The 25,739-nt window shown below is 66.5% G+C and carries 26 protein-coding genes and 1 tRNA gene; 12 read left to right on the forward strand and 15 right to left on the reverse strand.

Translation table 11 applies throughout. The annotated features are described in order from the left end of the window. Window positions 1-14: 14 nt before the first annotated feature. Window positions 15-815, reverse strand: a complete 801-nt coding sequence (locus tag NV1_RS04365; RefSeq protein WP_067885652.1) for an SAM-dependent methyltransferase — start codon at window positions 813-815, stop codon at window positions 15-17. Between the two features lie 870 nt (window positions 816-1,685). On the opposite strand from NV1_RS04365, the gene NV1_RS43235 reads away from it, so the two are divergent. After that, window positions 1,686-1,877 (forward strand): hypothetical protein, encoded by a 192-nt coding sequence (locus NV1_RS43235; RefSeq protein WP_157116554.1) that lies wholly within the window; start codon window positions 1,686-1,688, stop codon window positions 1,875-1,877. 63 nt (window positions 1,878-1,940) lie between these two features. On the opposite strand, the gene NV1_RS04370 is transcribed toward NV1_RS43235, so the two are convergent. The 4 genes from NV1_RS04370 to NV1_RS04385 all read right to left on the reverse strand — a co-directional run bounded on the left by NV1_RS04370 (window position 1,941) and on the right by NV1_RS04385 (window position 5,896). Then, window positions 1,941-2,924: an alpha/beta hydrolase gene (locus tag NV1_RS04370; RefSeq protein ID WP_067885848.1), complete on the reverse strand. Its 984-nt coding sequence runs from the start codon at window positions 2,922-2,924 to the stop codon at window positions 1,941-1,943. Window positions 2,925-3,218: 294 nt separating this feature from the next. Then, window positions 3,219-3,292, reverse strand: a tRNA-Pro gene (locus NV1_RS04375). 56 nt (window positions 3,293-3,348) lie between these two features. After that, window positions 3,349-4,890, reverse strand: a complete 1,542-nt coding sequence (locus NV1_RS04380) for a DUF8017 domain-containing protein (RefSeq protein WP_067885654.1) — start codon at window positions 4,888-4,890, stop codon at window positions 3,349-3,351. Between the two features lie 43 nt (window positions 4,891-4,933). Beyond that, on the reverse strand, window positions 4,934-5,896 hold the full coding sequence (locus tag NV1_RS04385; protein WP_067885656.1) for a metallophosphoesterase: 963 nt from the start codon (window positions 5,894-5,896) through the stop codon (window positions 4,934-4,936). Between the two features lie 116 nt (window positions 5,897-6,012). Between NV1_RS04385 and NV1_RS04390 the strand changes: the two genes are divergently transcribed. Continuing rightward, window positions 6,013-6,477, forward strand: coding sequence for a GatB/YqeY domain-containing protein (locus NV1_RS04390; RefSeq protein WP_067885658.1), 465 nt, complete (start codon window positions 6,013-6,015; stop codon window positions 6,475-6,477). A gap of 80 nt (window positions 6,478-6,557) precedes the next feature. Here NV1_RS04390 and NV1_RS04395 read toward each other — a convergent pair whose 3' ends face one another. Beyond that, the gene (locus tag NV1_RS04395; protein ID WP_067885664.1) at window positions 6,558-8,921 is read right to left on the reverse strand and encodes a penicillin-binding protein; all 2,364 of its coding nucleotides are present in this window, start codon (window positions 8,919-8,921) and stop codon (window positions 6,558-6,560) included. Window positions 8,922-9,286: 365 nt separating this feature from the next. Between NV1_RS04395 and NV1_RS04400 the strand changes: the two genes are divergently transcribed. Next, entirely contained in the window at window positions 9,287-9,610 is a 324-nt protein-coding gene (locus tag NV1_RS04400; RefSeq protein ID WP_067885666.1) for a WhiB family transcriptional regulator, read from the forward strand. 83 nt (window positions 9,611-9,693) lie between these two features. Here the strand turns inward: NV1_RS04400 and bagB are convergent, their stop codons facing one another. Beyond that, window positions 9,694-10,896: an ATPase BagB gene (gene bagB, locus NV1_RS04405; protein ID WP_067885668.1), complete on the reverse strand. Its 1,203-nt coding sequence runs from the start codon at window positions 10,894-10,896 to the stop codon at window positions 9,694-9,696. Continuing rightward, complete coding sequence (bagA, locus tag NV1_RS04410; RefSeq protein ID WP_174557401.1) at window positions 10,896-11,942, reverse strand: ATPase BagA; 1,047 nt, start codon at window positions 11,940-11,942, stop codon at window positions 10,896-10,898. The genes bagB and bagA overlap by 1 nt, the downstream gene beginning before the upstream one ends. Before the next feature lie 462 nt (window positions 11,943-12,404). Between bagA and sp36 the strand changes: the two genes are divergently transcribed. The 3 genes from sp36 to NV1_RS04420 all read left to right on the forward strand — a co-directional run bounded on the left by sp36 (window position 12,405) and on the right by NV1_RS04420 (window position 13,900). Further along, a complete protein-coding gene (gene sp36, locus NV1_RS43240) occupies window positions 12,405-12,569 on the forward strand; it encodes a Sp36 family protein (protein ID WP_085997622.1) in 165 nt (54 codons plus the stop codon). Further along, window positions 12,569-13,030, forward strand: a complete 462-nt coding sequence (locus tag NV1_RS04415) for a RidA family protein (protein ID WP_067885669.1) — start codon at window positions 12,569-12,571, stop codon at window positions 13,028-13,030. The genes sp36 and NV1_RS04415 overlap by 1 nt, the downstream gene beginning before the upstream one ends. A gap of 75 nt (window positions 13,031-13,105) precedes the next feature. Beyond that, a complete protein-coding gene (locus NV1_RS04420) occupies window positions 13,106-13,900 on the forward strand; it encodes an MBL fold metallo-hydrolase (RefSeq protein ID WP_067885671.1) in 795 nt (264 codons plus the stop codon). Window positions 13,901-14,171: 271 nt separating this feature from the next. Here NV1_RS04420 and NV1_RS04425 read toward each other — a convergent pair whose 3' ends face one another. Next, complete coding sequence (locus NV1_RS04425; RefSeq protein ID WP_040817786.1) at window positions 14,172-14,846, reverse strand: Crp/Fnr family transcriptional regulator; 675 nt, start codon at window positions 14,844-14,846, stop codon at window positions 14,172-14,174. Between the two features lie 247 nt (window positions 14,847-15,093). Beyond that, window positions 15,094-15,336: a hypothetical protein gene (locus NV1_RS04430; RefSeq protein WP_067885672.1), complete on the reverse strand. Its 243-nt coding sequence runs from the start codon at window positions 15,334-15,336 to the stop codon at window positions 15,094-15,096. A 292-nt stretch (window positions 15,337-15,628) separates the two neighbouring features. On the opposite strand from NV1_RS04430, the gene nth reads away from it, so the two are divergent. The 4 genes from nth to NV1_RS04450 all read left to right on the forward strand — a co-directional run bounded on the left by nth (window position 15,629) and on the right by NV1_RS04450 (window position 19,095). Beyond that, entirely contained in the window at window positions 15,629-16,309 is a 681-nt protein-coding gene (gene nth / locus NV1_RS04435; RefSeq protein WP_245713552.1) for an endonuclease III, read from the forward strand. Between the two features lie 5 nt (window positions 16,310-16,314). Then, entirely contained in the window at window positions 16,315-16,944 is a 630-nt protein-coding gene (locus NV1_RS04440) for a TlpA family protein disulfide reductase (RefSeq protein ID WP_067885854.1), read from the forward strand. 182 nt (window positions 16,945-17,126) lie between these two features. Next, entirely contained in the window at window positions 17,127-17,843 is a 717-nt protein-coding gene (locus NV1_RS04445; RefSeq protein ID WP_245713553.1) for an NUDIX hydrolase, read from the forward strand. A 58-nt stretch (window positions 17,844-17,901) separates the two neighbouring features. Then, entirely contained in the window at window positions 17,902-19,095 is a 1,194-nt protein-coding gene (locus NV1_RS04450) for a MarP family serine protease (RefSeq protein ID WP_067885673.1), read from the forward strand. Window positions 19,096-19,969: 874 nt separating this feature from the next. Here NV1_RS04450 and NV1_RS04455 read toward each other — a convergent pair. Further along, complete coding sequence (locus tag NV1_RS04455) at window positions 19,970-20,305, reverse strand: histone-like nucleoid-structuring protein Lsr2 (RefSeq protein WP_067885675.1); 336 nt, start codon at window positions 20,303-20,305, stop codon at window positions 19,970-19,972. Window positions 20,306-20,934: 629 nt separating this feature from the next. Between NV1_RS04455 and NV1_RS04460 the strand changes: the two genes are divergently transcribed. Beyond that, window positions 20,935-22,026, forward strand: a complete 1,092-nt coding sequence (locus tag NV1_RS04460; RefSeq protein ID WP_084525054.1) for a sensor domain-containing diguanylate cyclase — start codon at window positions 20,935-20,937, stop codon at window positions 22,024-22,026. Between the two features lie 43 nt (window positions 22,027-22,069). Here the strand turns inward: NV1_RS04460 and NV1_RS04465 are convergent, their stop codons facing one another. The 4 genes from NV1_RS04465 to NV1_RS04475 form a co-directional block, all read right to left on the reverse strand. Beyond that, complete coding sequence (locus tag NV1_RS04465; protein ID WP_067885858.1) at window positions 22,070-22,267, reverse strand: hypothetical protein; 198 nt, start codon at window positions 22,265-22,267, stop codon at window positions 22,070-22,072. A 347-nt stretch (window positions 22,268-22,614) separates the two neighbouring features. Next, on the reverse strand, window positions 22,615-22,716 hold the full coding sequence (locus NV1_RS46695) for an Lsr2 family DNA-binding protein (RefSeq protein ID WP_084525055.1): 102 nt from the start codon (window positions 22,714-22,716) through the stop codon (window positions 22,615-22,617). A 344-nt stretch (window positions 22,717-23,060) separates the two neighbouring features. Continuing rightward, a complete protein-coding gene (locus tag NV1_RS04470) occupies window positions 23,061-23,285 on the reverse strand; it encodes a hypothetical protein (RefSeq protein ID WP_067885679.1) in 225 nt (74 codons plus the stop codon). 437 nt (window positions 23,286-23,722) lie between these two features. Continuing rightward, a complete protein-coding gene (locus tag NV1_RS04475; RefSeq protein ID WP_067885681.1) occupies window positions 23,723-24,382 on the reverse strand; it encodes a hypothetical protein in 660 nt (219 codons plus the stop codon). Between the two features lie 911 nt (window positions 24,383-25,293). Here NV1_RS04475 and NV1_RS04480 point away from each other — a divergent pair. After that, window positions 25,294-25,647: a hypothetical protein gene (locus NV1_RS04480; protein ID WP_067885685.1), complete on the forward strand. Its 354-nt coding sequence runs from the start codon at window positions 25,294-25,296 to the stop codon at window positions 25,645-25,647. The last annotated feature ends 92 nt before the right edge of the window (window positions 25,648-25,739 follow it).

Genomic DNA, 25,739 nt, shown 5'->3' on the forward strand with positions numbered 1-25,739 from the left:
TCTTGTCGCTCGACTCAGGGTTTACGGCCGACCGCGCCGTAGGCGTCGAGTGGTTCGTCGGTCCCGATCCGGCGTATCGGCCGCCAGTCGGTGATCGGGACCATGCCGGGCTCCACCAGCTCCAGTCCCTCGAAACAGCTGGCGAGCTGCTCCGGACTGCGCAGGATGTAGGGCACACCGCCGGACTCGACGAGCTTCTCGCCACCGGCCAGAACCGCGTCGCCGGTATCGGTACCGTCCCACAGCACCAGATGGCTTCCGGCGCTCATCGGCGCCATCATGCGGCCGACGATATCGCGCACCACCGCCAAATCCGGTTCGTAGCCCATGACCCCCATGAACAGCACCGCCGTCGGCCGGGAGAAGTCGAGTACTCGCGCCGCCTGCTCGAGTATCAGATCCGGATCGTGGTAGTCGGCGGGGACGTAGGTGGTCACACCCTCGGGGCTGGTGTTGGTCAGCAGTGCGCGGGCGTGGGCCAGCACCATTGGGTCGTTGTCCACATAGACGATCCGGGATTCCGGTGCGATGTGCTGTGCGACCTCGTGGGTGTTCTGCATGGTCGGCAGGCCGGTGCCGACATCGATGAACTGCCGGATCCCGGCTTCCCCGGCCAGGTAGCTCACCACCTGGATCAGGAACTCCCGCGACAACTTGGCCATCCGCACGATATCCGGATACACCTCGGCCACCGCATCACCGGCCGCGCGGTCGGACGGGTAATTGTCCTGCCCGCCCATCCAGTAGTTCCAGATTCGCGCCGCGTGCGGTGTCTCGATGTCGATCTCCGCGATCGGCTCGCCCTCTTCGCCCATCCTGATCCCTACCTCGGTGGTCGGTTGTGCCGCGCCCTCGCCGAGCGATCGCGCCGGACCTTGTCATCGATCGTACGCAACAACGTCACCCGTTGCCGCACAACAGATCTGAATGGGTGCGAGCCCAGGTGGAAGGGGTGCGGATGATGAGCGCTCTCGCGTGCTCGCTCTGAACCGTCGCACTATGGAACGTTAGTCGAACGTCCAAATAGACTGCGCGACAACGATTTCCGTGAAGTTCGCGTAGGGTGATGGCACCTCGCTTCGAGGGGCGGAGGACCAGGTCCTACTCCGCGCCCAGAGGGGAGGTGGTGGGGAATGGCGAAACATCGCCGCGCAAAGAGCAAGGCCCCGGTCGACTACGGCATCATGCTGGGTTAGTGCTGCCGTAGGCGCCGGGGCGCTCGAAATGGTCCGCTGGCTCATCCGGCGGGCTAGCTGATCCACCAGGTGGGGCGTCGCTGCAACGGCGCCTCACCGCCAGCATCACTCACGTGACGGCTCAACTCTAAGTGATCCTCGGGGTCCGCGCCACCATGCACGCGTGAGATGTGCGCGCACCGGTCCGGCTCGGTCCCGGTAAGCGACGACTTTAGTCCCTCGTCCAGTTCGCGTGGGCGGCAGTAACCTCTTAGCATCCTTTCTCCGACGTCGTGGAAAGGGTTCCCGCCCATACAGCTTGGTGATCTTGGGTCCATCCGGCGCAGGTCGTGTCGGGGCGAACTCTCACAAGGCGGGCACCTCGATTGCACAAGGGCGGCTCGAGGGCTTGGCCGACCGGCCGCGGCCAGGCTCATGGCTATTCAACAGCGCTCGTGAAACCGACGGTTCGACAGGACCTTCGGCCGAGCAGATATCGAGGTATGGACCATGTCAACGAAAATGATCAAGACCGTGGCCGCCGCCACGATCGCCCTGCCGATACTTTTCGCAGTAGCTCCGGCCGCCTCCGCGGCCACGACGGTCGCTCAACCCGCCGCGTCGTCGGCGAGAACGGCAACGCCCGTCAGCGGATCGGTGAATTTGTGCTTCCCGCTCGGTAGCGTCGTTTTCTGCATCTGATCCGAATCCGCCAAGGGAAAGAGCAAGGCCCCTGACCGTGCAGGTCAGGGGCCTTGTCGCGAGCTATACGCCGAGGGCAGCGGCGGCCACCGGCCAGAATCCGTGTAGGTCGTCCTGCCAGTAAGGCCAGGAGTGGGTGCCGCGGTAGTAGTTGACCGTTGCCGGGATGGCGAGGGTGTGCAAGCGCGCTGCCAACGTGTTCATGCAGTTTCGGACGACCGTTTCCATGGCTCCGCCGACGGCGAGCCGGTCGACCAGCGCGGCGGGGTTGGCGGCGATGGACCGGTCGGCGAGGGTGTCGTGCACACCTGCCTGGCCGTCTCCCGTAGCGAGGTAGAGTGCCACCCCGCGCAGTCGCTCGGCGTTGATCACCGGGTCGTGGGCGACCCAGGCAGGGTCACCGTCGCCGCCCCACATGTTGTTCGCATTGACGCCGAAACTCAGCAGTTCCGCGCGGATGTAGGCGCGAGCCTCCGTATCGGCGGTGCGGGTGCATCCGCTGAACGCGCCGACCGCTCGGTACATGCCGGGCGCTTGGATCGCCAGGTCCAGTGCCGAGGTTGCCGACATCGAGGTGCCAGCGACGGCGTTGCGGCCGGTCAGCTGGAAGCGTTGCGCGAGCAGCGGCGGCAACTCGCGGGTCAGGAACGTGGCCCACTCGTTACGGCCCAGGAGCGGGTCGGGCGCCTGCCAGTCGGTGTAGTAGCTGGCTCGGCCGCCCATCGGGACGACGACGTTGACCGGTTTGTCGGCGAAGAACGCGCCTACATCGGTCTCTGTGGTCCAGGGATCACCCGCGTCGCCGCCGTCGCCGGCGTTGAGCAGGTAGAGCGCCGGTGCGGGCCGGTCCGGATGGGATACCCACACCGGAATCGTCCGTCCCATCGCCGCTGAATACACATCCACCTCGTATTGGCGCCCACCCAGCGGACGCTCGCGAACGATTGCCGAAGCACCGGCCGGGGCGGCGGATACGGCGCTGGGTGCGGTGCCGGACACCGCACACACCACCAACAGGCCGACCAGAATGCGCGGAAGTCGGGGCATGAGGTGAGTATTGCGCATCCACCGGCATTTTCAGCGGCACCGCTTGCCGTGTTCGGCCACCGAGTTGACCCGATCCCGGACGCCGAGGCTGTCGCCGCCTGGGAATTCGCATCGGCACCGATCGCGGACGAGGCCGCAGTATGCCGGAAATCGTGTGGCGCCCTTCGGTTCCGCACCGCGAAAGCGGATACAGCCTTTTCGCTGCCTATCGCCCGGGGAATGGGTCACGGCAAAGAAGAAGGCCCCCGACCATGTGGACTGGTCAGGGGCCTTTCCCGTGTCTCCACACACGAGTCGGGGTGGCGGGATTTGAACCCACGACCTCTTCGTCCCGAACGAAGCGCGCTACCAAGCTGCGCCACACCCCGTGATGTGAACCTGGAGTAGCTTACAACAGAGCGGGGTCAGACGTTAAATCGGCAGGTCACTTGGTCTGAAGGGGACGGATGCTGGCGAGTATCTTCTGGGCCGTGGCGCGGTCGATCGAGCGGGCGACGCCGGTGTCCGCGGCGATGGTGATGACGAAATTGCCGTTCTCGTTGGGGAAGGCGAAGGTGTAGACGGCGTAGGTTTTGGCGCATCCGGGAGCCGGTGGCTTGAATGTGCCATCGGTTTCGGCGAAGGAGCCGTGTAGCTGGCCGTCGAGCGAGGTGAGCGGTTCGGCCTTACCGGGGGTGGTGCCGGTGGAGGTGGCCCAGCCGATCTTGGCCAATCGGGCGCCGATGTCGACCGCGGCCACCGCGGGATCCGGTTTCGCGGACATCGTCAGGAATGCGCTGGTGCGAATGTAGTTGGGGCAGTAGCCCTTACCGTCCTGAACCAAACCGGCGATCTCGACGGTGTTCGGTGCCGTTCCCCACGTCTTCGTGCCGTTCGGGTCGACCTGCCACTGCTTGGGCACGTCGAATACCGCGCCCCGTTCCGGAACCTGCACGACCTGATAGCCCGGAATCAGCGACGGCAGACCGGCCACCGTGGTCGGTGCGGCGGTCTCCGCCGGAGTTGCCAGCGGCACGGCGCTCGCCCCGGAGCTCAGCGCGCTCACCGTGGAGGTGGAATCGTTCGAGTGTCGGCCGGTCAGCAGCGGGGTCGCCCCGATGCCGAGTATCACGACCGCCGCCGCGCCGAGCCCGGCGAACAACCACCGCTTGCGTTCGCGCGCCGACAGTGGGCGGTCGGCATGTTTGGCCGCGGCGTCAGCGGGGTCATCGGTGGCCGGGCGCGACTCGGACGCATCCTGGCGATGTGCCGAATCAGCTTGCCGCGCAGAAGAACTCGCCGCGCCACCCGATGCGTCCGGACGCGATGCGGACTGCTCCGGCGCACCCAACTGCCACGCCTGCTCCGGCTGTCGCGCACCCTGATCCGCGTGGGGCTGCCGCGGAATCGGACTCGTCGGACCGCCGTGCGGACGCCCCCTGCCGACCGGCTGCGGAGGTTGCGCGGGCGGCGGCCCGAGATCCTTGTCAGCGCCCGAACGTGGTCGGCGCGCCGGTGAAACCTTTTGCTGTGGAATCGGACTCGTCCGAGCGTCGGGTCCGGACCGGCCGTCCGGGGCGTACCGCGCGATCTCCGGTGACAGCGCGAGCGGTTGCTGTCCGCCGGGCGGCCCCTGCTGGCCGAAACTCAACTGCTGGAAGGCTTCGGTCTGCGCCGAATCGGCCGGAACACCGTCGCGCCCAGGGGGATTCGGATCGTTGTGGGGCGGCTGGGCGCGCGCCCCGGCAGGCGGTTCGACTTGTCGTATCGCCTCGGTCCGCGAGTTGTCGGCGCGCGGTCCGGCCTGCGGAATCGCCTGCGTCCGCGCGTCGTTCGCCGCGCGGATATCGATCATCTCGGTATGCGTCGTATCGGCGGGCGAGGTCGGATGGGGAAGATCCAGCCCGCGCAGCACCGAAGCCTGCTGTGACCGGGGCCGGTCCTTGGAGGAGGACCGCTCGCCGGAATCATCGCTCGTCGAACTCATAGATCACCCTCGCCCCTGACGTATCGGATCGGCGCGAGCAACCCTAACGCGCCACGGCCTCCGAGGCCGACACCCCATGGCCGCTGTCGGCCGCGGGACGCTGCGGCGGCGCCGCGACCAGCGTCAGCAGGGTGGCCTCCGGACGGCAGCAGAACCGGTACGGCGCCCACGGTGAGGTGCCCAGACCAGCCGAGACGTGCAGCCGGGTGTGTGCACCCCAGCGTGAGGCCCCCTTGACCCGGGAACGGTCGATTCCGCAATTGGTGACCAACGCGCCGAATCCCGGCACGCACAGCTGCCCGCCGTGGGTGTGTCCGGCCAGCACCAGGTCGTAACCGTCGGTGGCGAACCGATCCAGCACCCGCGGTTCGGGGGAGTGAGTGAGCCCGATACTCAACTCGGCCAAGGGATTCGGCGCACCGGCGATGGTCTCGTACCGATCGCGACGCAGATGCGGATCGTCCACGCCGCCGGTCGCGATCTTGATACCACCCACCTCGACATCGCGCCGCACATGAGTCAGATCGTGCCAGCCGCGTTCGGCGAAGGCCGCGCGCAGATCCTGCCAGGGCAGCGGATCGCCGTAGACGCGCTTGTGGTTCTTGTTGAAGTACTTGAACGGGTTCTTCGGCACCGGCGCGAAGTAGTCGTTGCTGCCGAACACGAACAGACCCGGCCGCGACAGCAATCCGGACAGCGCCTGCACCACCGCGGGAACCGCACGCTGATGGGCGAGATTGTCGCCGGTGTTGATCACCAGATCCGGGTCCAGGCCCTCGAGCTCGCGCACCCAGGCCTGCTTGAGCTTCTGGCCCGGGGTCATGTGCAGATCGGAGAGGTGCAGCACCCGTAAACTCGACGAGCCAGGTTGTAGCACCGGCAACGTGGTCTCACGCAGAACGAAGGCGTTGCGTTCGATCAACGTGGCATAGCCGATTCCGGCGACTGCGGCCCCGGTGGCCCCCAGCGCGGCTCGTCGGAATGCGGCAGACGAGAGTACGGGCATTCGATCAGGATAGGCGAGATACGTGCGGAATACCGAGTGTGATTCCGCACAGCGTCACATCCGCGCCGCGGTAAAAATACTGGGAGTAGCCCGCCGGACCCGATAGCGTGTGCGCTATGTCGGAACTCAAATCCAAGCTGCGGGCCGATCTGACCACCTCGATGAAGGCCAAGGACGCCCTGCGCACGAACACGCTGCGCATGCTGCTGGCGGCCGTGCAGACCGCCGAGGTCGCCGGTAAGGAAGCGCGCGAACTCTCCGACGCCGACGTCATCGCGGTTCTGACCAAGGAGGCCAAGAAGCGCAACGAGGCCGCCGTGGTCTACGAACAGGCCGGTCGAGGTGAGCTCGCCGCCAACGAGCGCGCCGAAGAGACGATCATCGACGAATATCTGCCCACCCAGCTCACCGACGCCGAGGTCGCCGATATCGCCGACACCGCGATCGCCGACGTCGCCGAGCAGAACGGTGAGCGTCCGGGGATGCGGCAGATGGGCCAGGTCATGAAGATCGCCACCACGCTGGCCGCCGGTCGCGCGGACGGTTCGCGGGTGTCCGCGGCGGTCAAGGCCCGGCTGTAATTTCGGCCCTCCGCTCGGCCCCCGGCACACTTCGGGCGGACCTCCCGATCCGGAGGTCCGCCCGAGATGTTTCCGAACGCCTATCTGGGCAGCGGAATCGGGATGGGGATCGGTGGCAGCCGCGGAATCGGAATTCCGGGCAGGCTCGGCACCTGCGGCGTGCCCGCCTGGGGGATCTGGCGTTCGGTGCCGTCGCTGAGGTACAGCGTGATCACCGAACCGGGGATCGCCGATCCGTTGGGTGAGGTGCCCTGCACCGTGCCCTTGGCGGCCGAGCCGGGCTGGGTCACCGCCGACACCTGGAAGCCCGCGGCGATCAGCGCCGAGGTCGCCTCGGCCTGGGTCATGCCCGTCACGTCCGGAATCTGCGAATTGTTCGATCCGCGAACGTATTTGTCGTCCAGTGGCGGCAGCACCGACGGCGGGAAGTTGCCGAGCACCGGTTTGATGCCCATGAACCAGCTCCGAGCCGGTTCGTTACCACCGAACAGGTTTCCACTGCCGCAGTTGCGCAGCGGGAACGAGCAGATCTCGTCCGGCGTCGGCGAGTCGCCGTAGATGTACGCGGCGCCGGCCAGCGAATCGGTGAAGCCCAGGAAGGCCGAGGACCGGTTGGTCTCGGTCGTACCGGTCTTGGACGCCACCGGAACGTTCCAGCCCGCCGCGTGCGCCGAGGCGGCCGCGGTACCGCCGGTGGCGTCCTGACTCAGCGCATTGGCCAGGGTGTGCGCCAGGCCCGGATCGATGACCTGCTCACAGGCCTGCTGGGTCAGCGAGACGGGTTTGCCGTTGCGATCGAGGACCTGCTTGATCGGCGAAGGCGGGCACCACTTGCCGCCCGAGGCCAGAGTTGCGGCGACATTGGACAACTCCAGCGGATTCACCGCGACCGGGCCCAGCGTGAACGAACCCAGATTCTGCTGTTTGAACATGTCGGCCATGCTTGTGTTGCCGTGTCCGGAGGTTGCGGCCTTGGCGTAGGACCGCAGGCCGAGGCGAATGGCCATATCGACGGTCGGCGTCACCCCGACGGCCTGGATGAGCTTGACGAACGCGGTGTTCGGCGACTGGGCCAGCGCCTCGGTCACCGACATCGGCGAACGGTAGTTACCGGCGTTCTTGACGCAGTACGTCATCGCCGGACACCCCGGCGTACCGCTCGAACCCATGCCCTTGGCCGCGTAGAAGGAGGGCACGTCCAATTTGGCGTTGATACCGAGGCCCTTCTCCATCGCCGCGGCCGTGGTGAAGATCTTGAAGATCGAGCCCGCGCCGTCACCGACCATCGAAAAGGGTTGTGGCTGAACGGTTTGATGGATGTTCGCGTCCAGGCCGTAGGTGCGGCTGGACACCATGGCCATGACGTTGTGCGAGTCCTGACCGGGCGCGATGATGCTGGAGACCTCGGCGATGTCGGCCAGGTTCGGGTTGGTCATCGAGTCGATCGCGGCCTTCATCGAATTCTGCACGGCCGGATCGAGCGTGGTGCGGATCAGATAACCGCCCTTGTCGAGCTGGTCCTTGCTGATGCCCGCGTCCTCCAGGTACTGCATCGCGTAATCGCAGAAGTAGCCGCGATCGTCAGCGGCGATGCAGCCGTTGGGCAGGCCCTTGGGCTCGGGCAGCACGCCCAGGGGGGTCGCCTTGGCGGCGCGGAATTCGGCGGCGCGATCGGGGATGTTCTGGATCATCGTGTCCAGCACGGTGTTCCGGCGCGCGAGCACTTCCTTCTCGTTGGTGTACGGGTTGAAATGCGAGGAGCTCTGCACGATACCGGCCAGCATCGCGGACTGCGCGACGGTGAGATCCTTGGCGTCCACGCCGAAGTACGTCTGCGCGGCATCCTGGACGCCGTACGCGCCGTTGCCGAAGTACACCAGGTTCAGGTAGCGGGTGAGGATCTCGTCCTTGGTGAGCTGCTTGTCCAGCGTCAGCGCAAGGCGGATCTCACGCAGTTTGCGCGCGGGGGTGGTCTCGATGGCCGCGCGGCGTTCGGCATCGGTCTTGGCGACGACCAGTAGCTGGAAGTTCTTCACGTACTGCTGGTCGATGGTGGAACCGCCCTGCTGGACCTCACCGCTGGAGGTGTTGCGCAGGAACGCGCGGAAGGTGCCCTGCCAGTCCACGCCGTGGTGCTGGAGGAAGCGGCGGTCCTCGATGGAGACCTGGGCCAGCTTCATGTTGTTGGAGATCTTGTCGCTGGGAACTTGGAACCGACGCTGGTCGTACAGCCAGGCGATGGGTGCGCCGGTGGCGTCGACCATGGTGGACACCGCCGGCACGGTGCCTTCCAGCACTTCCGCCGAGACGTTGTCCACAGCGTCGGCGGCGCGGTTCGAGATATACCCGAAACCACCGGCGAGCGGGAACAACAGCCCGGCGATCAGAGCGGCCGCCAGGATGCACGCCCCGGCCAGTCTGGCGAGCGTTTGTGAGATCGGCACGCTCCAAGACTAAATGCAGTGCCTCGAAGCGAACGTTGCGCGGTGCGGGCGGCCGGTTCCCGTCCTGCTCGCGACGTGCATCTCGTCACATGCAGGCGCGTCGCTCGGAGAAAAGCCCGGCGTGTCGCCCAATTGGTTCAGACTGCCCGGTTTTATGTCACTTTTGCATGGACGGCCGTACCAGAAAATCGGGAGACGGTCTTGCGCTCCGCCCATACCTTTACCTAGATTGAGAACCCAGTGTGATAGAGCTAACACTCAAAGTGGAATGTGGTGCAGTTCGCAGCGGGGTTGGGTTGTTGCGGACTGCTCGCGATTCCGGAGCGCCGTTGACCCGGTGTTCGGACTGCAAAGGGGCACACCAAATGCATATGACTACCCCCATCGCTCGATTGGACGTGGAGCAGGCCGAAGCAAGGATCGCCTGGGTCTCCCAGGCCCGATGCAAGGAAGTGGACCCCGACCAGCTGTTCGTACGCGGCGCGGCGCAACGCAAGGCGGCGACGATCTGCCGGCACTGCCCCGTCCTGATGGAGTGCGGTGCCGACGCCCTGGACAATCGAGTGGAGTTCGGCGTGTGGGGTGGGATGACCGAACGGCAGCGGCGCGCGCTGCTGAAACAGCATCCCGAGGTGACGTCCTGGGCGGAGTTTTTCCGCGCCCAGCGGCAGCAGAAGGTGGCGATCTAGCACATTGCCGACAACGGTCCGAGCCCGCAATCGCGGGCTCGGACCGTTTCCGGGGCCGGACGGTGTGCCGGCGACCATCCCGGTCAGGCCGTATGAGCCGCGGTCGAGTCGAAGAGCTGATCGGCGACCGCGCGCAACGCTCGCAGATCCGAGACCTCGAACGGCAGCGCCGTCACCGCGACGATCGGCACCCGGGGGTGCGCGCCGGTGAACCGATGCAGCAGATGCTGTTCGCGCTTGGCGATGGTGGCGCGGTGCGCGTGGATGCGCAGTACGTCCGCAGCCAGCGCGCTGGGGTCGGAGGTGGCGTCGTGGTCGGATTCCGCGCTCACGGTCCCGCCGGGTACGCCGTTGCCGGTCGCGGGGGCGAGCCGGTCGGCGGTCGCGGCGGCCTGTTCGGCCGACAGCGAGCACAGCACCGGATGCGTGCGGTTCAGGACCAGTCCGGCCAGCGGCATCGCATCGGTGGAAAGCCGATCGACGAAGAACGACGCCTCGCGCAGCGCGTCGGGTTCGGCCGTGGCCACCACGAGGAAATGCGTCCCCGGCCGGGACAGCATCGCGTAGGTGCGGTTCGCGCGATCCTGGAAGCCGCCGAACATCGACTCGAGCGACTGCAGGAACACCGACGCGTCCTTGAGCATCTGGCCGCCCACGATCGTGGACACGCCGCGCACTGCCAGGCTCATAGCGCCGGTCACGAACCGGCCGACACCGCGTCCGGGGGCCATGATGACGCGAATCATCCGGCCGTTCAGGAAATTCCCGAGCCGTTTGGGCGCGTCGAGGAAGTCCAGCGCGTTGCGGGAGGGCGGGGTGTCCACGATGATCAGATCCCACTCCTTCCGGCCGACGAGCTGGCCCAGCTTCTCCATCGCCATGTACTCCTGCGTACCGCCGAAGGACGAGGCGACGGTCTGATAGAAGTGGTTGGCGAAGATCTGCTCGGCCTTGTCCGGGGTGGTGTGCTCGAGCACCATCTCGTCGAAGGTGCGGCGCATGTTCAGCATCATCGCGAACAGCTCACCCTTCGCCTCCGGGCCCAGTTGCACACGTTGCGGGCTGTTGCCCAGATCGCTCACGCCCAGCGATTGGGCCAGGCGCCGGGCCGGATCGATGGTCAGCACGACGACCTTGCGACCCGCTTCGGCCGCGCGCAGGGCGATGGCCGCGGCGGTGGTCGTCTTGCCGACGCCGCCGCTGCCGCAGCAGACCACCACACGGGCCGACGGGTCCGCGACGACCTTCGAAATATCCAGGTGCACAGCGGTATTCGGAACGGTCATCAGCGAACTCCCTGAGTGCTCAGATGTTCGGCCAGCTCGTACAGCCCGCCCAGGTCCATACCGTCGGGCAGGGCGGGCAGATACAGCTGATGGATGTCGACCCGCGCCAGTTCGGCCGCGCTGTCGTCCTGGGCCCGCAGGGTTGCGCTGTGCTGTATGGTTTCCTGCACGATTCCCTCGAAGTCGTTGTCGGACAGGATGATTCCCGCTTCGTGCAATCCGGTGCGCAGGGCCTCGACGTCGAGGTCGCCGGCCGCGGCGCGGGCCCGCATGGTGGCGGGCAGATAGCCCTCGGTGGCGCGGTTGACGATCACCGTGCCGATGCGGAAATCGGCCCCGGTCAGTTCCGCGACCGCGTCGGCGGTCTCCTGTACCGGCAGCGCCTCGAGCAGGGTCACCAGGTGTACGACGGTCTGTTCGGAGTGCAGCAGATTCGACACGCCCTCGGCCTGCGAGGCGATCGGGCCGCCCTTGGCCATATCGACCATGGCCTTGGTGACGTCCAGGAATCCGGCGATGCGGCCGGTCGGCGGCGCGTCGACCACGATCTCGTCGTAGACCGGCCGGGTGCGGTTACCGGCCCCCTCGGTACGCACGGCGCATTCCTTGATCTTGCCGGTCAGGATGACGTCCTTGAGACCCGGCGCGATCGTGGTGACGAATTCGATGGCGCCCATCCGGCGCATCGCCCGGCCGGCGAAGCCGAGGTTGTAGAACATGTCCATGTACTCGAGGAAGGCGTGTTCGATATCGAGCGCCAGCGCCATTACTTCGCCTCCGCCGTCGGCGGTCGCGATCTTGGTCTCGGTCGGCGGCAGTGGCGGCAGATCGAACAGTTGCGCGATGGACTGACGCCCCTCCACCTCGACCAGCAGCACCCGGCGACCACCCGCCGCGAGCGCCAGCGCCAGTGCCGCGGCCACCGTCGACTTCCCGGTGCCGCCTTTACCGGAAACGTAGTGCAGCCGGGCCTTGTCCGCCCGCTCCGGCCAACCTAACTCGGGCCCCGCTTCGCTGGAAACGGGCGCTGCTATCGGTGCTCCCACGTTCGCGAGCCTATAGCCCGCTGTGAAAAAGCCACCATGGGATGCGTCAACTGTCTGGTACACCACAGGGTCTGTGTCCGATGGCCTTCGCTTCGCTTCGGCGGGTTCGCGGCCCCTGCGGGGCTCGCCGTTCGGCCCTGTGTCGGGCACTCGTTCCTCGCACCCGCCACGCGTTCGAGCGGCGAGACAGGCTTCGAACCGTGTCCGATTGCCTCTGCTTCGCTCCGCTTGTTCGCGGCCCCCCGGGACCTCGCTGCTCGGCCCGTGTCGTCGCGACGGCCACGCGTGCGAGCGGGGCGGGATGGGCCACGAACAGGGTTGGCGTTGCCCCCGGTTGCCGGGACGAGGTTCGTGGGGGCGGGTGACCTGATCGATGTGACGTGTTCAGGGGCGCTGGACCGGCATCGAATTGAGGCGAGCCCAAAGGTTCTCGGGGGTGGGGCGCACCTATACGCTCGGGCCATGAGTGATGTGACGCAGTGGGAATATGCGACCGTGCCGTTGCTGACGCATGCGACCAAGCAGATTCTGGATCAGTGGGGTGCGGACGGCTGGGAGTTGGTCACGGTGCTGCCGGGGCCGACCGGTGAGCAGCACGTGGCCTACCTCAAGCGGGTGAAGGGCTGATGGCGCAGCTCTGGCGGGAGAATCTGGCCCGGCTCGGACTCGACGTGCCCGCCGTGACCGCGCCGGCGGGTGTGTATGTCCCGGCGGTGCGCAGCGGATCGTATGTCTACACCTCCGGTCAGCTGCCGTTCGTCGGCGGTGAGCTGTCCGCAGTCGGCAAGGTCGGCGCCGAGGTGAGCCTCGAACAGGCCAGGCAGGCGGCCCAGCTGTGCGCGCTCAACGCGCTCGCGGCGGTCCACGATCTGGTCGGGCTGGACTCGGTGGTGCGGATCGTGAAGGTCGTCGGATTCGTCGCGTCCGCACCGGGATTCAACAATCAGCCGCAGGTGATCAACGGCGCGTCGGAACTGCTCGGCGAGCTGTTCGGCGAGGCCGGCGCCCACGCCCGCTCGGCGGTGGGCGTTTTCGAACTGCCCGCGAACACGCCCGTCGAGGTGGAGCTCATCGCCGAGGTGAGCTGATCGACGGTGCGGTCGGAGCCGAAATGCGGTAAGCAGAAAGAAGATTCGCGCCGAGCGAGGCAGAAGGACACGGCAATGACGCTCACCCATCCGGCTTACGGGCAATTGCGGACGGTCACGCCGACCGCATCGGTACTACTGGCGAACAACCCCAATCAGATGACCCTGCAGGGCACCAACACCTGGATCCTGCGCGCCCCCGGACGATCCGATTGCGTCGTGATCGATCCGGGGCCCAAGGATCGCGAGCACAGCGAGGCGATCGCCAGGGTAACGGGGGGAAATATCGCCCTCACCCTGATCACGCACCACCATCACGACCACACTGGCGGCATCGATCGGCTGACGAAGCTGACCGGGGCCGCGGTGCGCTCGGTGGATCCGGAACATCTGCGCGGTTCGGTCTCGCCGTTGAGCGACGGTGAGATCATCGAGGCCGCCGGGCTGCGCATCACGGTCCTGGGGACTCCCGGGCACACCACCGATTCGGTGAGCTTCGTCCTCGACGACGCCGTCCTCACCGGCGACACCGTGCTCGGCAGCGGGACCACCGTGCTCGAATCGCGCGACGGTGCGCTGGGCGACTATCTCGCCTCGATGGACCGTCTGCTCGAGGTGGCCCCGGGCCGGGCCCTGCTGCCCGCGCACGGACCGGACCACCCCGAGGCCGAGCCCGTCCTGCGCTACTACATCCAGCACCGCCAGGAGCGCTTGGACCAGGTTCGTGACGCACTGCGCGAACTGGGCCCGAACGCCAAACCGCTACAGATCGTCGCGAAGGTCTACGCCGACGTCGACAAGAAGCTGTGGCCCGCGGCCCGCAGTTCGGTCAAGGCTCAATTGGCCTACCTGCGTAGCCAACAGAACTGAGCGAGCCACCCGGGGCCCGAACAACTCCGGACAACACCGCTCTCGGCGAACCTCGCTCCGAGACCTTGGATAACGCCGACGACCTTGGATAGCACCGACACCCGGTGAACCTCGTTCCAAGGCCCTGGGCAACGCCAACCCCAAGGTTCGCGGCCCGTCTCGTCGTTCGGACGCGTGGCGGGTGCGAGGAACGAGTGCCCGACACGGGGCCGAACGGCGAGACTTCGGGGGCCGCGAACACGCCGGAGCGAAGCGGAGGCCGAAGATACAGCTACCGTGCGCGGCGGGCCAAGCGCTCCGAATCGGAAATCAGCACGCTCTTGCCCTCCAGCCGCAGCCAGCCGCGGTGCGCGAAATCTGCCAGGGCCTTGTTCACGGTCTCGCGGGAGGCGCCGACCAGCTGGGCGATCTCCTCCTGGGTGAGGTCGTGAGTGACCCGCAGCGCGCCCGCCTCCTGCGTGCCGAACCGCTGGGCCAGCGTCAGCAGCGCCTTGGCGACACGGCCGGGGACGTCGGTGAAGATCAGGTCGGCCAGGTTGTTGTTGGTGCGCCGCAGACGCCGGGCCAGCACGCGCAGCAGCTGCTCCGCGATCTCCGGGCGCTGGTCGATCCACGCCTTGAGCGCGTCGCGATCCATGGTGACGGCGCGGACCTCGGTCACGGTGGTCGCGGTAGAGGTACGCGGACCCGGGTCGAAGATCGACAGTTCGCCGAACATGTCCGACGGACCCATGATGGTCAGCAGATTCTCCCGCCCGTCCGGCGAGCGGCGGCCGATCTTCACCTTGCCGGAGGTGATGATGAACAGCCGGTCGCCCGGCTCACCCTCGTTGAAGATGATGTGGCCGCGGGGAAAGTCCACGGGCTGTAGTTGTTTGGCGAGAGCTGCCACTGCGGTGGGCTCGACGCCTTGGAAGATGCCTGCTCTGGCGAGGGCCTCGTCCACGAATGTGCTCCTTATGGGAATTGACGGTGTACTGGCGGCGCCAGCGGGTCCCTACGTGGTGACGACGCAAGCTGCCGCCTGCGGGCCCGTCGCTGTCGCCCCGGTCTGGACCGAAGCGGCCGACAGTGCAGTCTACTTTGCATTCGGACAGCGTAGTGACAGACACCACGTAGATGCGGTTGGTGAAACGACCGCGATGCCCGAATGGTTCCCGTCGCAACCGTGTCGTGCGGCGCGGCGTGGCGAATCAGCTCGCCTGTGCGACGTCCAGTTCGTCGCTGCGGGTGCGTCTGCGACCAGGATGGGCCGCGGCAGCCGGTACCCCCAGCTTCGCGAGCTCGTTGACCTCGGCATTGCTGGCACGTTCGAGATATTGCTGGACCTCTTCTTCCGGTTCGAGGAGTTTGCGAAGCCGATTTTCGACGCGTTCCATGAACAGCGCGAACAGCATCAGCACCACCGGGAAGAGCACCACAGCGAGTCCTTGCATATCGAGGAGTAAACACGGAGAAGGTCTCAGATGGAACACGGGAGGCATTCTCTGTCGCCTCGATCACGCCGCGAACGTCGCTGTCGCACACTCGATCGAGCTGATTTCCCCGGGTCGCGCGACTCATTGGCGGGCTGTTGTCGGAGTGGTTCCGTATGGTGGACGCGTGCGTAAACCCGCCGCCATCGCTCCCAGCGCCGCCGCCGAACCGCGGCGGCGCGATACGTCCGCTTCCCGTGCGTCCAAATTCGCCGCCGAGACCAGGCTCGGCCTGGTCCGACGCGCGCGTCGGATGAATCGGACACTGGCGCTGGCATTCCCGGACGCGCACTGTGAGCTCGATTTCACCACCCCGCTCGAATTGGCGGTCGCGACAATCCTTTCCGCGCAATGCACCGATGTGCGGGTGAATATGACCACGCCCGCGCTGTTCGCCCGCTACCGCGATGCGCGCGCCTATGCCGAGGCCGATCGCGCCGAACTCGAGGAGTACATCCGCCCGACCGGCTTCTATCGCAACAAGGCGTCCGCACTGATCGGTCTGGGCCAGGCTCTGCTGGAACGGCACGACGGCGCACTCCCGGCATCTCTGAACGAATTGGTCGAATTGCCGGGAATCGGACGCAAGACTGCGAATGTCATTCTGGGCAACGCTTTCGATGTGCCCGGTATCACAGTCGATACCCATTTCGGGCGATTGGTCCGGCGCTGGGGCTGGACCACCGAGGAGGATCCGGTCAAGGTCGAGCGCATCGTCGGCGAGCTGATCGAGCGCAAGGAGTGGACGATGCTCTCGCACCGGGTGATCTTCCACGGCCGCCGGGTGTGTCATGCCCGCAAACCCGCGTGCGGCGTCTGCCTGCTGGCCAAGGACTGCCCGTCCTTCGGGACGGGCCCGACCGATCCGGCCACCGCGGCCGCCTTGGTCAAGGGACCGGAGGCGGAGCATCTGCTCGAACTGGTGGGCCGGTGAGATCCATCCCCGCGGCTTGGCGATGGACATTCGTCGGCCTGATCGTGATCGTCGCGCTCGCGGTGGCGTTGTGGCCGCGCGGACATCGCGACAACCTTCCCATCACGACGACGATCGGGGTGAAGGGCTCGACGGCGGTGAGCGCCGGGCAGCGTGAGGCCGCTGCCCTGGCCGATTGTCCGGCGGTCACCGCGCCTGGCCCGGGGAAAGGACCACTGGCGGGTATCGGCCTGGACTGTCTCGCCGATGGTCGCCGGGTGGATCTGGGCGCGGCCCTGGCCGGTAGGCCCGCCCTGCTGAATCTGTGGGCGTACTGGTGCGCGCCCTGTGCCGAGGAGTTGCCCGCACTGCAACAGTTCGCCGATCGCGTCGGCTCGGCGATGACGGTGCTCACTGTGCACAGTGATCCGAACGAGTCGATGGCTCTGGCCCGGCTGGTGGATCTGAAGGTTCGTCTACCCGGTGTGGAAGACGGCGACGGCAGGGTGCGAACCGCGGTCGGAGCGGTTCCGGCGCTGCCGATCTCGGTGTTGGTGCGCGCCGACGGTTCCATTGCCGAGGTCGTGGCCCGCCCGTTCCAGGACGTCGCGGACATCAGCGCGACGGTCGCCGCCGAACTCGGAGTGCACGCATGACCGATCGGGACGGGGGTGGCCGTCGCGCGCCCGGTGCCGGATGCGGTTACCGTGCTCGGGACCGTTCCGATGCGGCTGCCGCGGGCAGCCCGGCCGCCGCGGGCGGTGATCACGGCGATGGGGCCGGAGGAGGCAGAGTGCGCGACCGCGAGGGACGCGAGGAGTCCGGCGCGCGCCCGGAGTTGGTGACCGAGAACATTCCGACCTGGCTGCGCGGCGTCGTCGAGCGCAAACCGGCCGCTCCGACCGGGACCAACCCGGTGCTGAATCGGACCGCGATGAAGCAGGTAGCGGCCGCGGCGATGCGGCCGCGTCAAGCGTCGGTGCTCGTCCTGTTCGGCGGTGCGCCCGAGGCCGATCCGTCGGCGCCGGGCGGACTGCCCGCGGATGCGGATGTGCTGCTGACCCAGCGCGCGGCCACGCTGCGCCAGCATCGCGGCCAGGTCGCCTTCCCGGGTGGTGGGGTGGAAGCCGGCGATCGCGGCCCGATCGACACCGCGTTGCGCGAGGCATGGGAGGAGACCGGTCTGGATCGCACGAGCGTCGAACCGCTTGCGGTGCTGCCGAAGATCTTCGTGCCGCCCTCGCGTTTCGACGTGGCGCCGGTGCTGGCGTACTGGCGTACACCCGGTGAGGTGCGGGTGGTCAGCGAGACCGAGGCCGCGCGGGTGACTCGGGTGCCGGTGGCGGATCTGATCGATCCGGCGAATCGGTTCGTGGTACGGCATCCGCTGGGGTATATGAGCCCGGCGTTCGCGGTCGACGGCATGCTGGTCTGGGGTTTCACCGCCGGTGTCCTGGCCGGTCTGCTGGCGGTTTCGGGCTGGGAGCGGGAATGGGATCCGCACGACGTGCGTGATCTGCAGGCCGCGCTCGAAGCAGTGGGGATGACGTTATGAGCCGGCCGGGTTCGGGGCCGGCAGGGCCGCGTCCATCGGCGGCAGTGGGGATGACATTATGACCTCGTCGGACTGGCTCGATATCGCGGTCGTGATCATCGCGCTGCTGGCCGCCTCCTCGGGTTGGCGGCAGGGCGCGGTGGCCTCCGCACTGGCCTTCCTGGGGGTGATCCTGGGCGCGGTGGCGGGCATCCTGATCGCGCCGCACATTCTGATCCACATCGCCGAGGGCCGTAAACGCGTTCTGGTCGGCGTGGTGCTGATCGTGGCGCTGGTGATCGTCGGCGAGGTGGCCGGCATGGTCCTGGGCCGCGCGGCCCGCAGCGGGATGCGCAACACGTTCATCCGAGCCGTGGACAGCGCGGTGGGGGCATGCCTGCAACTGGTCGCGGTGCTGGCCACCGCCTGGCTGCTGGCCCTGCCGCTGGCCTCCTCCTCGCAACCGGCGATCGCGGCGGCGGTGAACGGTTCGCGGGTGCTCTCGGAGGTCAACAAGGTCGCGCCGAACTGGCTGCGCAAGGTGCCCAACGAATTCTCCCAGCTGCTCAACACCTCCGGGCTGCCGGATGTGATCGGCCCGTTCAGCCGCGCGCCGATCGCCGCGGTCGCGCCGCCGGACGGGAGCGTGCTCGACAGTCCGGTCGCGGTCAACCTGCAGCACAGTGTGCTGCGCATCCGCGGTGTCGCATCGAGTTGCCAACGGATGCTGGAGGGTTCGGGCTTCGTCGTCGCACCCGAGCGGATCATGACCAACGCGCACGTGGTCGCCGGTACCAACTCCCTGCAGGTGGATACCGCCAAGGGGCCGCTGGACGCCACGGTGGTGCTGTTCGATCCGTCCAAGGATGTGGCGGTGCTGGACGTGCCCGGACTGCAGGCGCCGGTGATCCCGCTGGCCTCGGAAGCCGCGACGTCGGGGGAGAGTTCGATCGTGCTCGGCTATCCCGGCGGCGGCCCGTACACCGCCAGCGCGGCGCGCGTGCGCGAGACGCTGAATCTGACCGGCCCGAATATCTACAAGAGCGATACCGTCGAGCGCGAGGTCTACACCGTGCGCGGAAAGGTCCGCGCGGGCAATTCCGGTGGGCCGCTGGTGGATACGCAGGGCGACGTGCTGGGCGTGGTGTTCGGCGCGGCCGTCACCGACGAGGACACCGGATATGTGCTGACCCTGAAGGAGGTCAGGTCCGACCTCGATGTCGCGGCTGCTCGCACCGCCGCCGTGGGCACCGGGCAGTGCGTCCTGAGCTGAGCTCCCCCGCCTCGCTCCCCCGCCTCTCCGCGACGCTCCCCGCCTCTCCGCGACTTCGGCGTGTCGTCGGGGACGGGGAGATTTGCTTGTCGGGCCGGCGGTCGGGCGGTCGGTTGCGGTTCGGGCGTCCCCGGGGAGTTACCAACGTTCATACCAAACCTTAGCCGCAGGTCGTGGCGGCATGGTATCGCCTGACCTGCGGCTATTTGTCATCTATTTGTCAAAAATTCAATCGACGTGCGCCGGGCTGTAGCACCTGGCAGGCGGCATACGGCTTGAGACTGGATTGTAGTGGCTGAGCGGCGGGTCTTGGTCCGCGATGCCACGTTGTTGCTGCGCACCGCGATGATCGGACTACTAGCGTTTGATTCTTGCCCGCAGGGCTAGCACGGCCAATGCGAGTAGCCCTGGACAGATCAGGTGGGGTGCCCATGCGATCCAGGTTCCCCAGTGGCCGGTAGTGATCGATGTGTTGGGGTGCCAAAGCAACGAGATACTCTGCTGGGCTGCGAATTCCAATGCGTCCGGGAACGGCACGGGCGAGGTCGAGGGTTTGCTGTAGAGGAGTGCGCCGGTGTCGAAGTTCAATGTCAAATCGTCGACCGACCGATCCCAAGTAGGGGGTGGAGGTCCATGGGCTGGGTGCGCCAGTGTTGAGTATTCCGCCAAGCCGAAGAGCAACGGCCGATACCCAGCCGGGTTGCCCAGTAATTCCGCGGCACCGGCTGTAACCAGTCGTGGTGGTGGATGTTGGTCTCAGGCCGTCGGCAAACCGCTCCCTCGCTGGTGTTGCCGACCGGATGAAGGTATGGGACTGCGCGCTGAATCGGACAGTCTCTCACCCGCTGACACGATCCTGGTGCAGGCTGGTTAGCTAACTCGCGTTGTTGTATGCCTCCAGGACGCTGGCGTGGATTCGCCCGCGGCTGGCCACGTCGTAGCCGTTCTTGCGGGCCCACTCCCGAACCGCTTTGGTCTGCTCCTTGTCCGCCGCGGCGCGGCTGCTGGGCTTGCTCTTGGTCTTGGAAGCCCGGCCGACCTTGCGGGCAGGCTCGGTCCACTGCTCGAACGCCTTACGCAGTTTGCCCGCGTTCTTCACCGACAGATCGATCTCGTACTCGATACCATCGATGCCGAACCCCACGGTTTCCTGCGCCGCGGACTTGCCGTCATAGTCGTCGATCAATTCGACGGTGACCTTCTTCGCCATACGAGTCTGCTCCTCGTCTTCATCACAATGCCGCAGCGGCAAGCCTAGACGAGCGAGCCCGAAGCCCGGGCGGATGTCCCGGCACGGTGTGATCGAGTTCAGCGACCGGGTTGCCTCGCACCTAGATCGCGGTGCCCGCCATCACCACCGTCGTACCGAGCAGGGGGCCGGTGGCATGTGGAACCGCGGTGAAGCGCCAGGCGCAGCCTTTCATGGTCTTGCACCACACCTGTACCCCAACCTGACGCCTTGCATGGTTGGCCGTATCGTCCGCATACCCCGACGACCGCGCGGCTGTGACCAGGAGTGTCGGCGTGTCCTGCCTTGTCGTCCGCCCCACCAGCTCCGTTGATCCTCGCAGCGGACGCGGCGTGCATGAGATACTTCGACGGTTTTTGTATAGGTACCCGTCTGGGTATCTTCACCGATGCGGGGGTGTGTGTTTGCATGCATGATGGTGGTCCTCACGCAGGAGAGAAGGCCCGGGTGGTCGAGGAGACACTCAGGATTCTTCGTTCCGACAACGGTTGTCGGCAGGTCGCCAACGGAGCCGACCCCACGAGCCGGACCTTCACCTGCCGCAGTGCCGAAATTCGGACAGAGACGACCAGACCAGGACCGGCGGCCTCATGAGTTGCTATCGATCGATACCGGAATCCCCTGCGGGACAGGGATACGGCCTCGATGCGTCACCCGCCCCCAGCCGAATCGGCACCCGCGCGCCAGAGGAACTGTCCCGCCAGGCACATCACACAAGGTGCGCGCATCCCGCTGCGGAGCCTCGAACGCCCGTTCTGGCGGACGAGGTGTTTCGGTGTGTGTTCGACAATGCTGCGATGGCGATGGCGATCGGTGACACCGACGGAACACTTGTCTACGCCAACCGCAGCTTGGCGGAGATGATCGGTGTTCCGATGGAGCAGTTGCAGGGGATCTCGGTCTATCGCTTCGCTCACCCCGAGGACCAGGACGAGATCGACACAGTCGTATTCGACGGCTTGGTCCGCGCGCGGGATGGCACGGTGAAGCTGGAGCGCCGACTGGTCCGGGTCGACGGCAGCATCGGGTGGGTGGCGTTCACGATCACCTATGTGCAGGGTTCTGGCGGGCTGCCCGATTATCTTCTGGCCGTCGGGGAGGATGTCACCGAGCGGCACCATCTGGAGCAGGAACTGCATCGGGACGCGCGGCACGACCCGCTCACCGGGGTGCCCAACCGGCGGTACCTGCTCGAGCGGATCGAAGCGCTGAGCGATACGGTCGACGGCGATGAGCAGGTTGGGTTGTGTTTCGTCGATCTGGACCAGTTCAAACAGATCAACGACCGCCACGGACACGGGACCGGCGATCAGGTCCTGCGGGCGGTGGCTACGCGCCTGCACGACGAGCTAGCCGGCGAGGATTGCACGCTGGCCCGCATCGGGGGTGACGAATTCGTCGCCCTGCTCGCACCGCCGGTCGACGACGGACGCGTGGCCGCGGTTATCGACCGGATGCTCTCGGCGCTGGCAGGCCCGATCACCGTGGGCGAGCACAGGCTGTGGGTGTCAGCCAGTATCGGGGCGATCCTCGCGACCGCGTCGAACACCGACGCCACGACCCTGCTCGATGCCGCGGACCGTGAGCTGTATCAGGCCAAGACCCGCAGCAAGGACCGCTGGGTCCTGCGCATCCTCGACACAGGTCCCGGTCAACCACCGGGCATCAGCGGGTTTGAGTGATCACGATGATCAGGTAACCCATGTTCGGCAACTCCGGCAGTTTTTATACCTGGAGCTTGAGATTGCTGGCGGCGAGGCGCCAGAACATGGTGCGGTCGATCGCTCGGAAGTCCCAGCTCTCGCTGATGGCATGCGAGGCGGCGACGATCGCGGCGACGTCGAAATCCTCCCGGGTGGCCGTGCCCTTGGCCTCCAGCTCGGCGATCACGTACGCAGTCGCGGCTTGCACGGTATCCAACACGATGCTCTCCACTCGCTCGAAGGAAACGGTCGATCACGGCCCGTCCAACTTTAAGGGTCAACCTCTCTTCGTGATGTCGGAAACCTGCTCTCTCCCAACCGATTGCAGCACGATCCGCCTGATTTCCGGCGTCTGCCACAGGTTGCACGGGTCAGATGCGATCGGGGCCGGGGGTCGCGGTCGCGAGTGGACATCCCGCGCCGATCCGATGCGCATCGCTCGTGCCACACCCGCACGGGGATCTGCTCGTGAACGAATCGGCCGGAAACTCCCGGATCATGGCCCGTAGCCAGCCATGCTCAAGGTGTTTGTTCCTTGTTCATGTGCGGCGGGAGTTCGAACTTGACCTATTGCTTCTTGTTGGCTTTCCGGTATGCCTCAACCACGTCCGACCGAATCCGTCCGCGCGCGGCTACGGTGTAGCCGGTCGTTCGTGCCCATTCACACACAGCCTACGTTTGCTGACGTTTGCTCTCGGGCTGCGGTCGGCGGTGGCCTGCCGTTCTTGCCACGCGCTACGTGACCGACCTTCCTGGCATTGGGTGTCCGCCGCGTTTCGAAGATGCCGTGTAACCGGCTCGCGTTCAGAGAAGTGATGAAGCGCCGATTGCCGGACCGGCGGGTGTAATGCGTTCGAAATGACCTGTGTAGCAGCGTAATTGCGCGCGGCTGGTTGGGAATGAAGTTTGTCCGTGGCGAAGCCGGGGAGGGCCGGTCGCGAGTCCGGGATGAGGGGGCCGAACTCGCGACCGGCGTGGGTCAGGCCGCTGCCCGGTGCGGCCTGAGGATCTCGTCATCGGGGGATGTCGGCGATGCCATCCATGGTCACCTCGATGACCCGCGCGGTGGAGGACTCGAAGTACAAGCCCGACACCGTGATACCGCGGCCGGCGGCGGCCCGCGAGACCATCAGGTAAGCGAGCAGGGTTTCCAGCGACACGGCGACATTCACCATGCTCAGCTGGGCGAGCTCGCCATACCCCGCGCGCGGCGGCGGCAACGACCGGACGCCCGGCACGGAACCGGTCGATGCTGGGCCGCGCGTGCGCCAGCCAGTTGTCGAGGGGGGCGGGAGTGGCTGCGCCGTGGCGGACCGGCGAGCGCATCGGCCATCTGCACCGGGCCGAGCTCCACGACATCAATGGTGCCGCCGGTGTCTTGGCATGAATATCGAACGAGCAAGCCCCAACGAGGCAGCCGCCACGCAACGATCGCGACCGCCATGCGAGCAGCAGCGGTGCCAATCCTGGTTCTTATCCGCATCCTCCCGCAGCGCCTCCAAACGGGCGGGATTTCCGCCGTCCCCGGGACCGGTCCCGCACTCGCTCGGCTATCACAGGTGACATGGGTGATTCGAGGGCATACGAGTCGGAGCGGTCCCGACCGGATCCCCGAGCGGAGTGATGGGGATGAGCGCGGCCAACGAATTCCGGCCGCGCCCATCACGTCGAGGTCTCAGGCGATCCGATCCAGCAGCCACCATCCCTGTTCCTCGGTCATCCACGAGGAATCCGCGGGCGATGCGGACGCGTACAGCGCGTCATCGAACATCGACAGGCCCGGATCGTCGTGCGCGGTGAGTCCTTCCAGATCTGGGACACCACCGGTGGTGATCTTCAAGCTTCTCGGCAGCATGGGCATGCTGCCGACATCGAACAGTTCGTTCTGTTCCGCTGCGGTGGGCTGAGTGCTGTCGAGGCTGATGTAGACACCGACCCGGTGATCGGATCCCGCGTATTCCAGCTGCGCCAGGACATACCGTGTCAGCACGCCCGCCCATCCGGCGCCACCCAGGACTACGCGTTGCTCACCCGGGTAGCGCCGCTTGGTTTCCAGGACCGCGGATCTGACCGTGCCGACCGCACTCTCCCAGTCCGCGCCGGGCTCGCAGCCGACGAGGATGACGTCCTTGCCGCGCCGGGCGAGCATGACGCCGAGTGGATAGTCGGGACTGTTCACCGTATCAGCGAACGCATCCAAGCGCGTGGCGTCCTGGTCGCGGTCGGCCACCAGGATCACCGGTGCGCTCAGCTGCGGTCCCTGGACCAGATACGCCCACGCGGCGCCCCCGTTGTCGAGCGTCCACTTCTGTGACGGTTTGCTTTTGACGGCCATGATCGAGCCCCTCCTGACGAGTGAGAACGAAGGAACCACCGGAAAGACAATCCGTGAATCTGCCGCCTCCCCCGAGCTGGTAACCGGTAGGAAGGCGCGCCACTACCACGCTCGCGACCCGGCGACCGACCACATGAGCCAGTGACCACCAGACCGGAACAATGATAGAAGAGCCCGCACCCAAGCGAAATAGTCTGCGTGAGTTGCCCGCTCACGCACCCAAACCTGCACCAAAAGGGGCATGTCCGCACTACGTCGACTCGGGCCCTTTCGTCATGCGCGGTGACTTGTCAGCGGTGATACCCAGCGGCGCAGCGGGCGGACGACCAAAGCTTCATGCGTGTCACGACACCGATATTTTCATCCGCGGCATGTAGAGGTGGCACCGGAACCTCAGTCCACGCCCGCACCGCCACATACGTCGCTGCGCCGGGCGGCGGCGTTGCGCCTGGTACTGGTGGGCTGCTCAACGCACAGGCATCAGACCGCTCGACCATCACCCCGTACTCGAGATCGTTCCGACACGCCCTCGTGGTGGACGTGGAACTCGGCGAGTCGCGCTAACCTTCCTACCGGATCACATGATCCGATTCACAACCGCAGACGGTTGTCACTCACTCATTGCATGTTGGGCACGGCCCTCGCTCGGAGTCGTCACACGCGGGGGCCGTCCAACAGAATCCAGCCGCCCGGCCGTCGGCCGGTTCGCGCGCTCGCCGACGACCATTCCGGCGGCCATCGGCTGCGCCGGATATGGGCCATCGGCAGCGCCGAGGTTGTGACCGGAGCGTCAGCGTCGTTACGCCCGATCGACACTGAACGCTGATCGCCTGGGAGATATGGGCGTGGGGATCCGTTGCGGCAGTCCGATTCCTGCCACGCGGGGATGCGGTTCGGTGCAGGATCGATGTATGTCGCGAGCCTGGTTCAAGCGATTGATCCCGCGACTGGCCACGCCACCGCCGCCGGTAGTGAGCGGGCCACCGACACGAGTCGTGGATGTCGAGCTATACCGCGGCCTGGCCGGTGGCAGGGACTGGACCGCCGAGTGGGGACTGCTGGACGAGCAGATGACCGAGGAGATCACCACCAACGATCTGGGTGCCTTGGTCGAGTATGTCCTGGCCGACGCCCGCGATCACGTGGGCCAGAACCTGGAGGTGACCGTGCAGTGGAGTCTGCACCGCGACGACCAGCAGCAGGGCACCGACGTCACCGGCAGCGAACTCGACGGCGTGACATTGCCGCTCACCCTCCACACGTAGACGCCGAATCCCGGATCCTGCGCCGGATCATTCCGGGCTCGCCGACACGGCATGCGGCTGCGCCAGTGAGCCGGAGTGGTCGATATCGGTGA

The sequence above is a fragment of the Nocardia vaccinii NBRC 15922 genome (assembly GCF_001613305.1).
GTDB classification, from domain to species: domain Bacteria; phylum Actinomycetota; class Actinomycetes; order Mycobacteriales; family Mycobacteriaceae; genus Nocardia; species Nocardia vaccinii.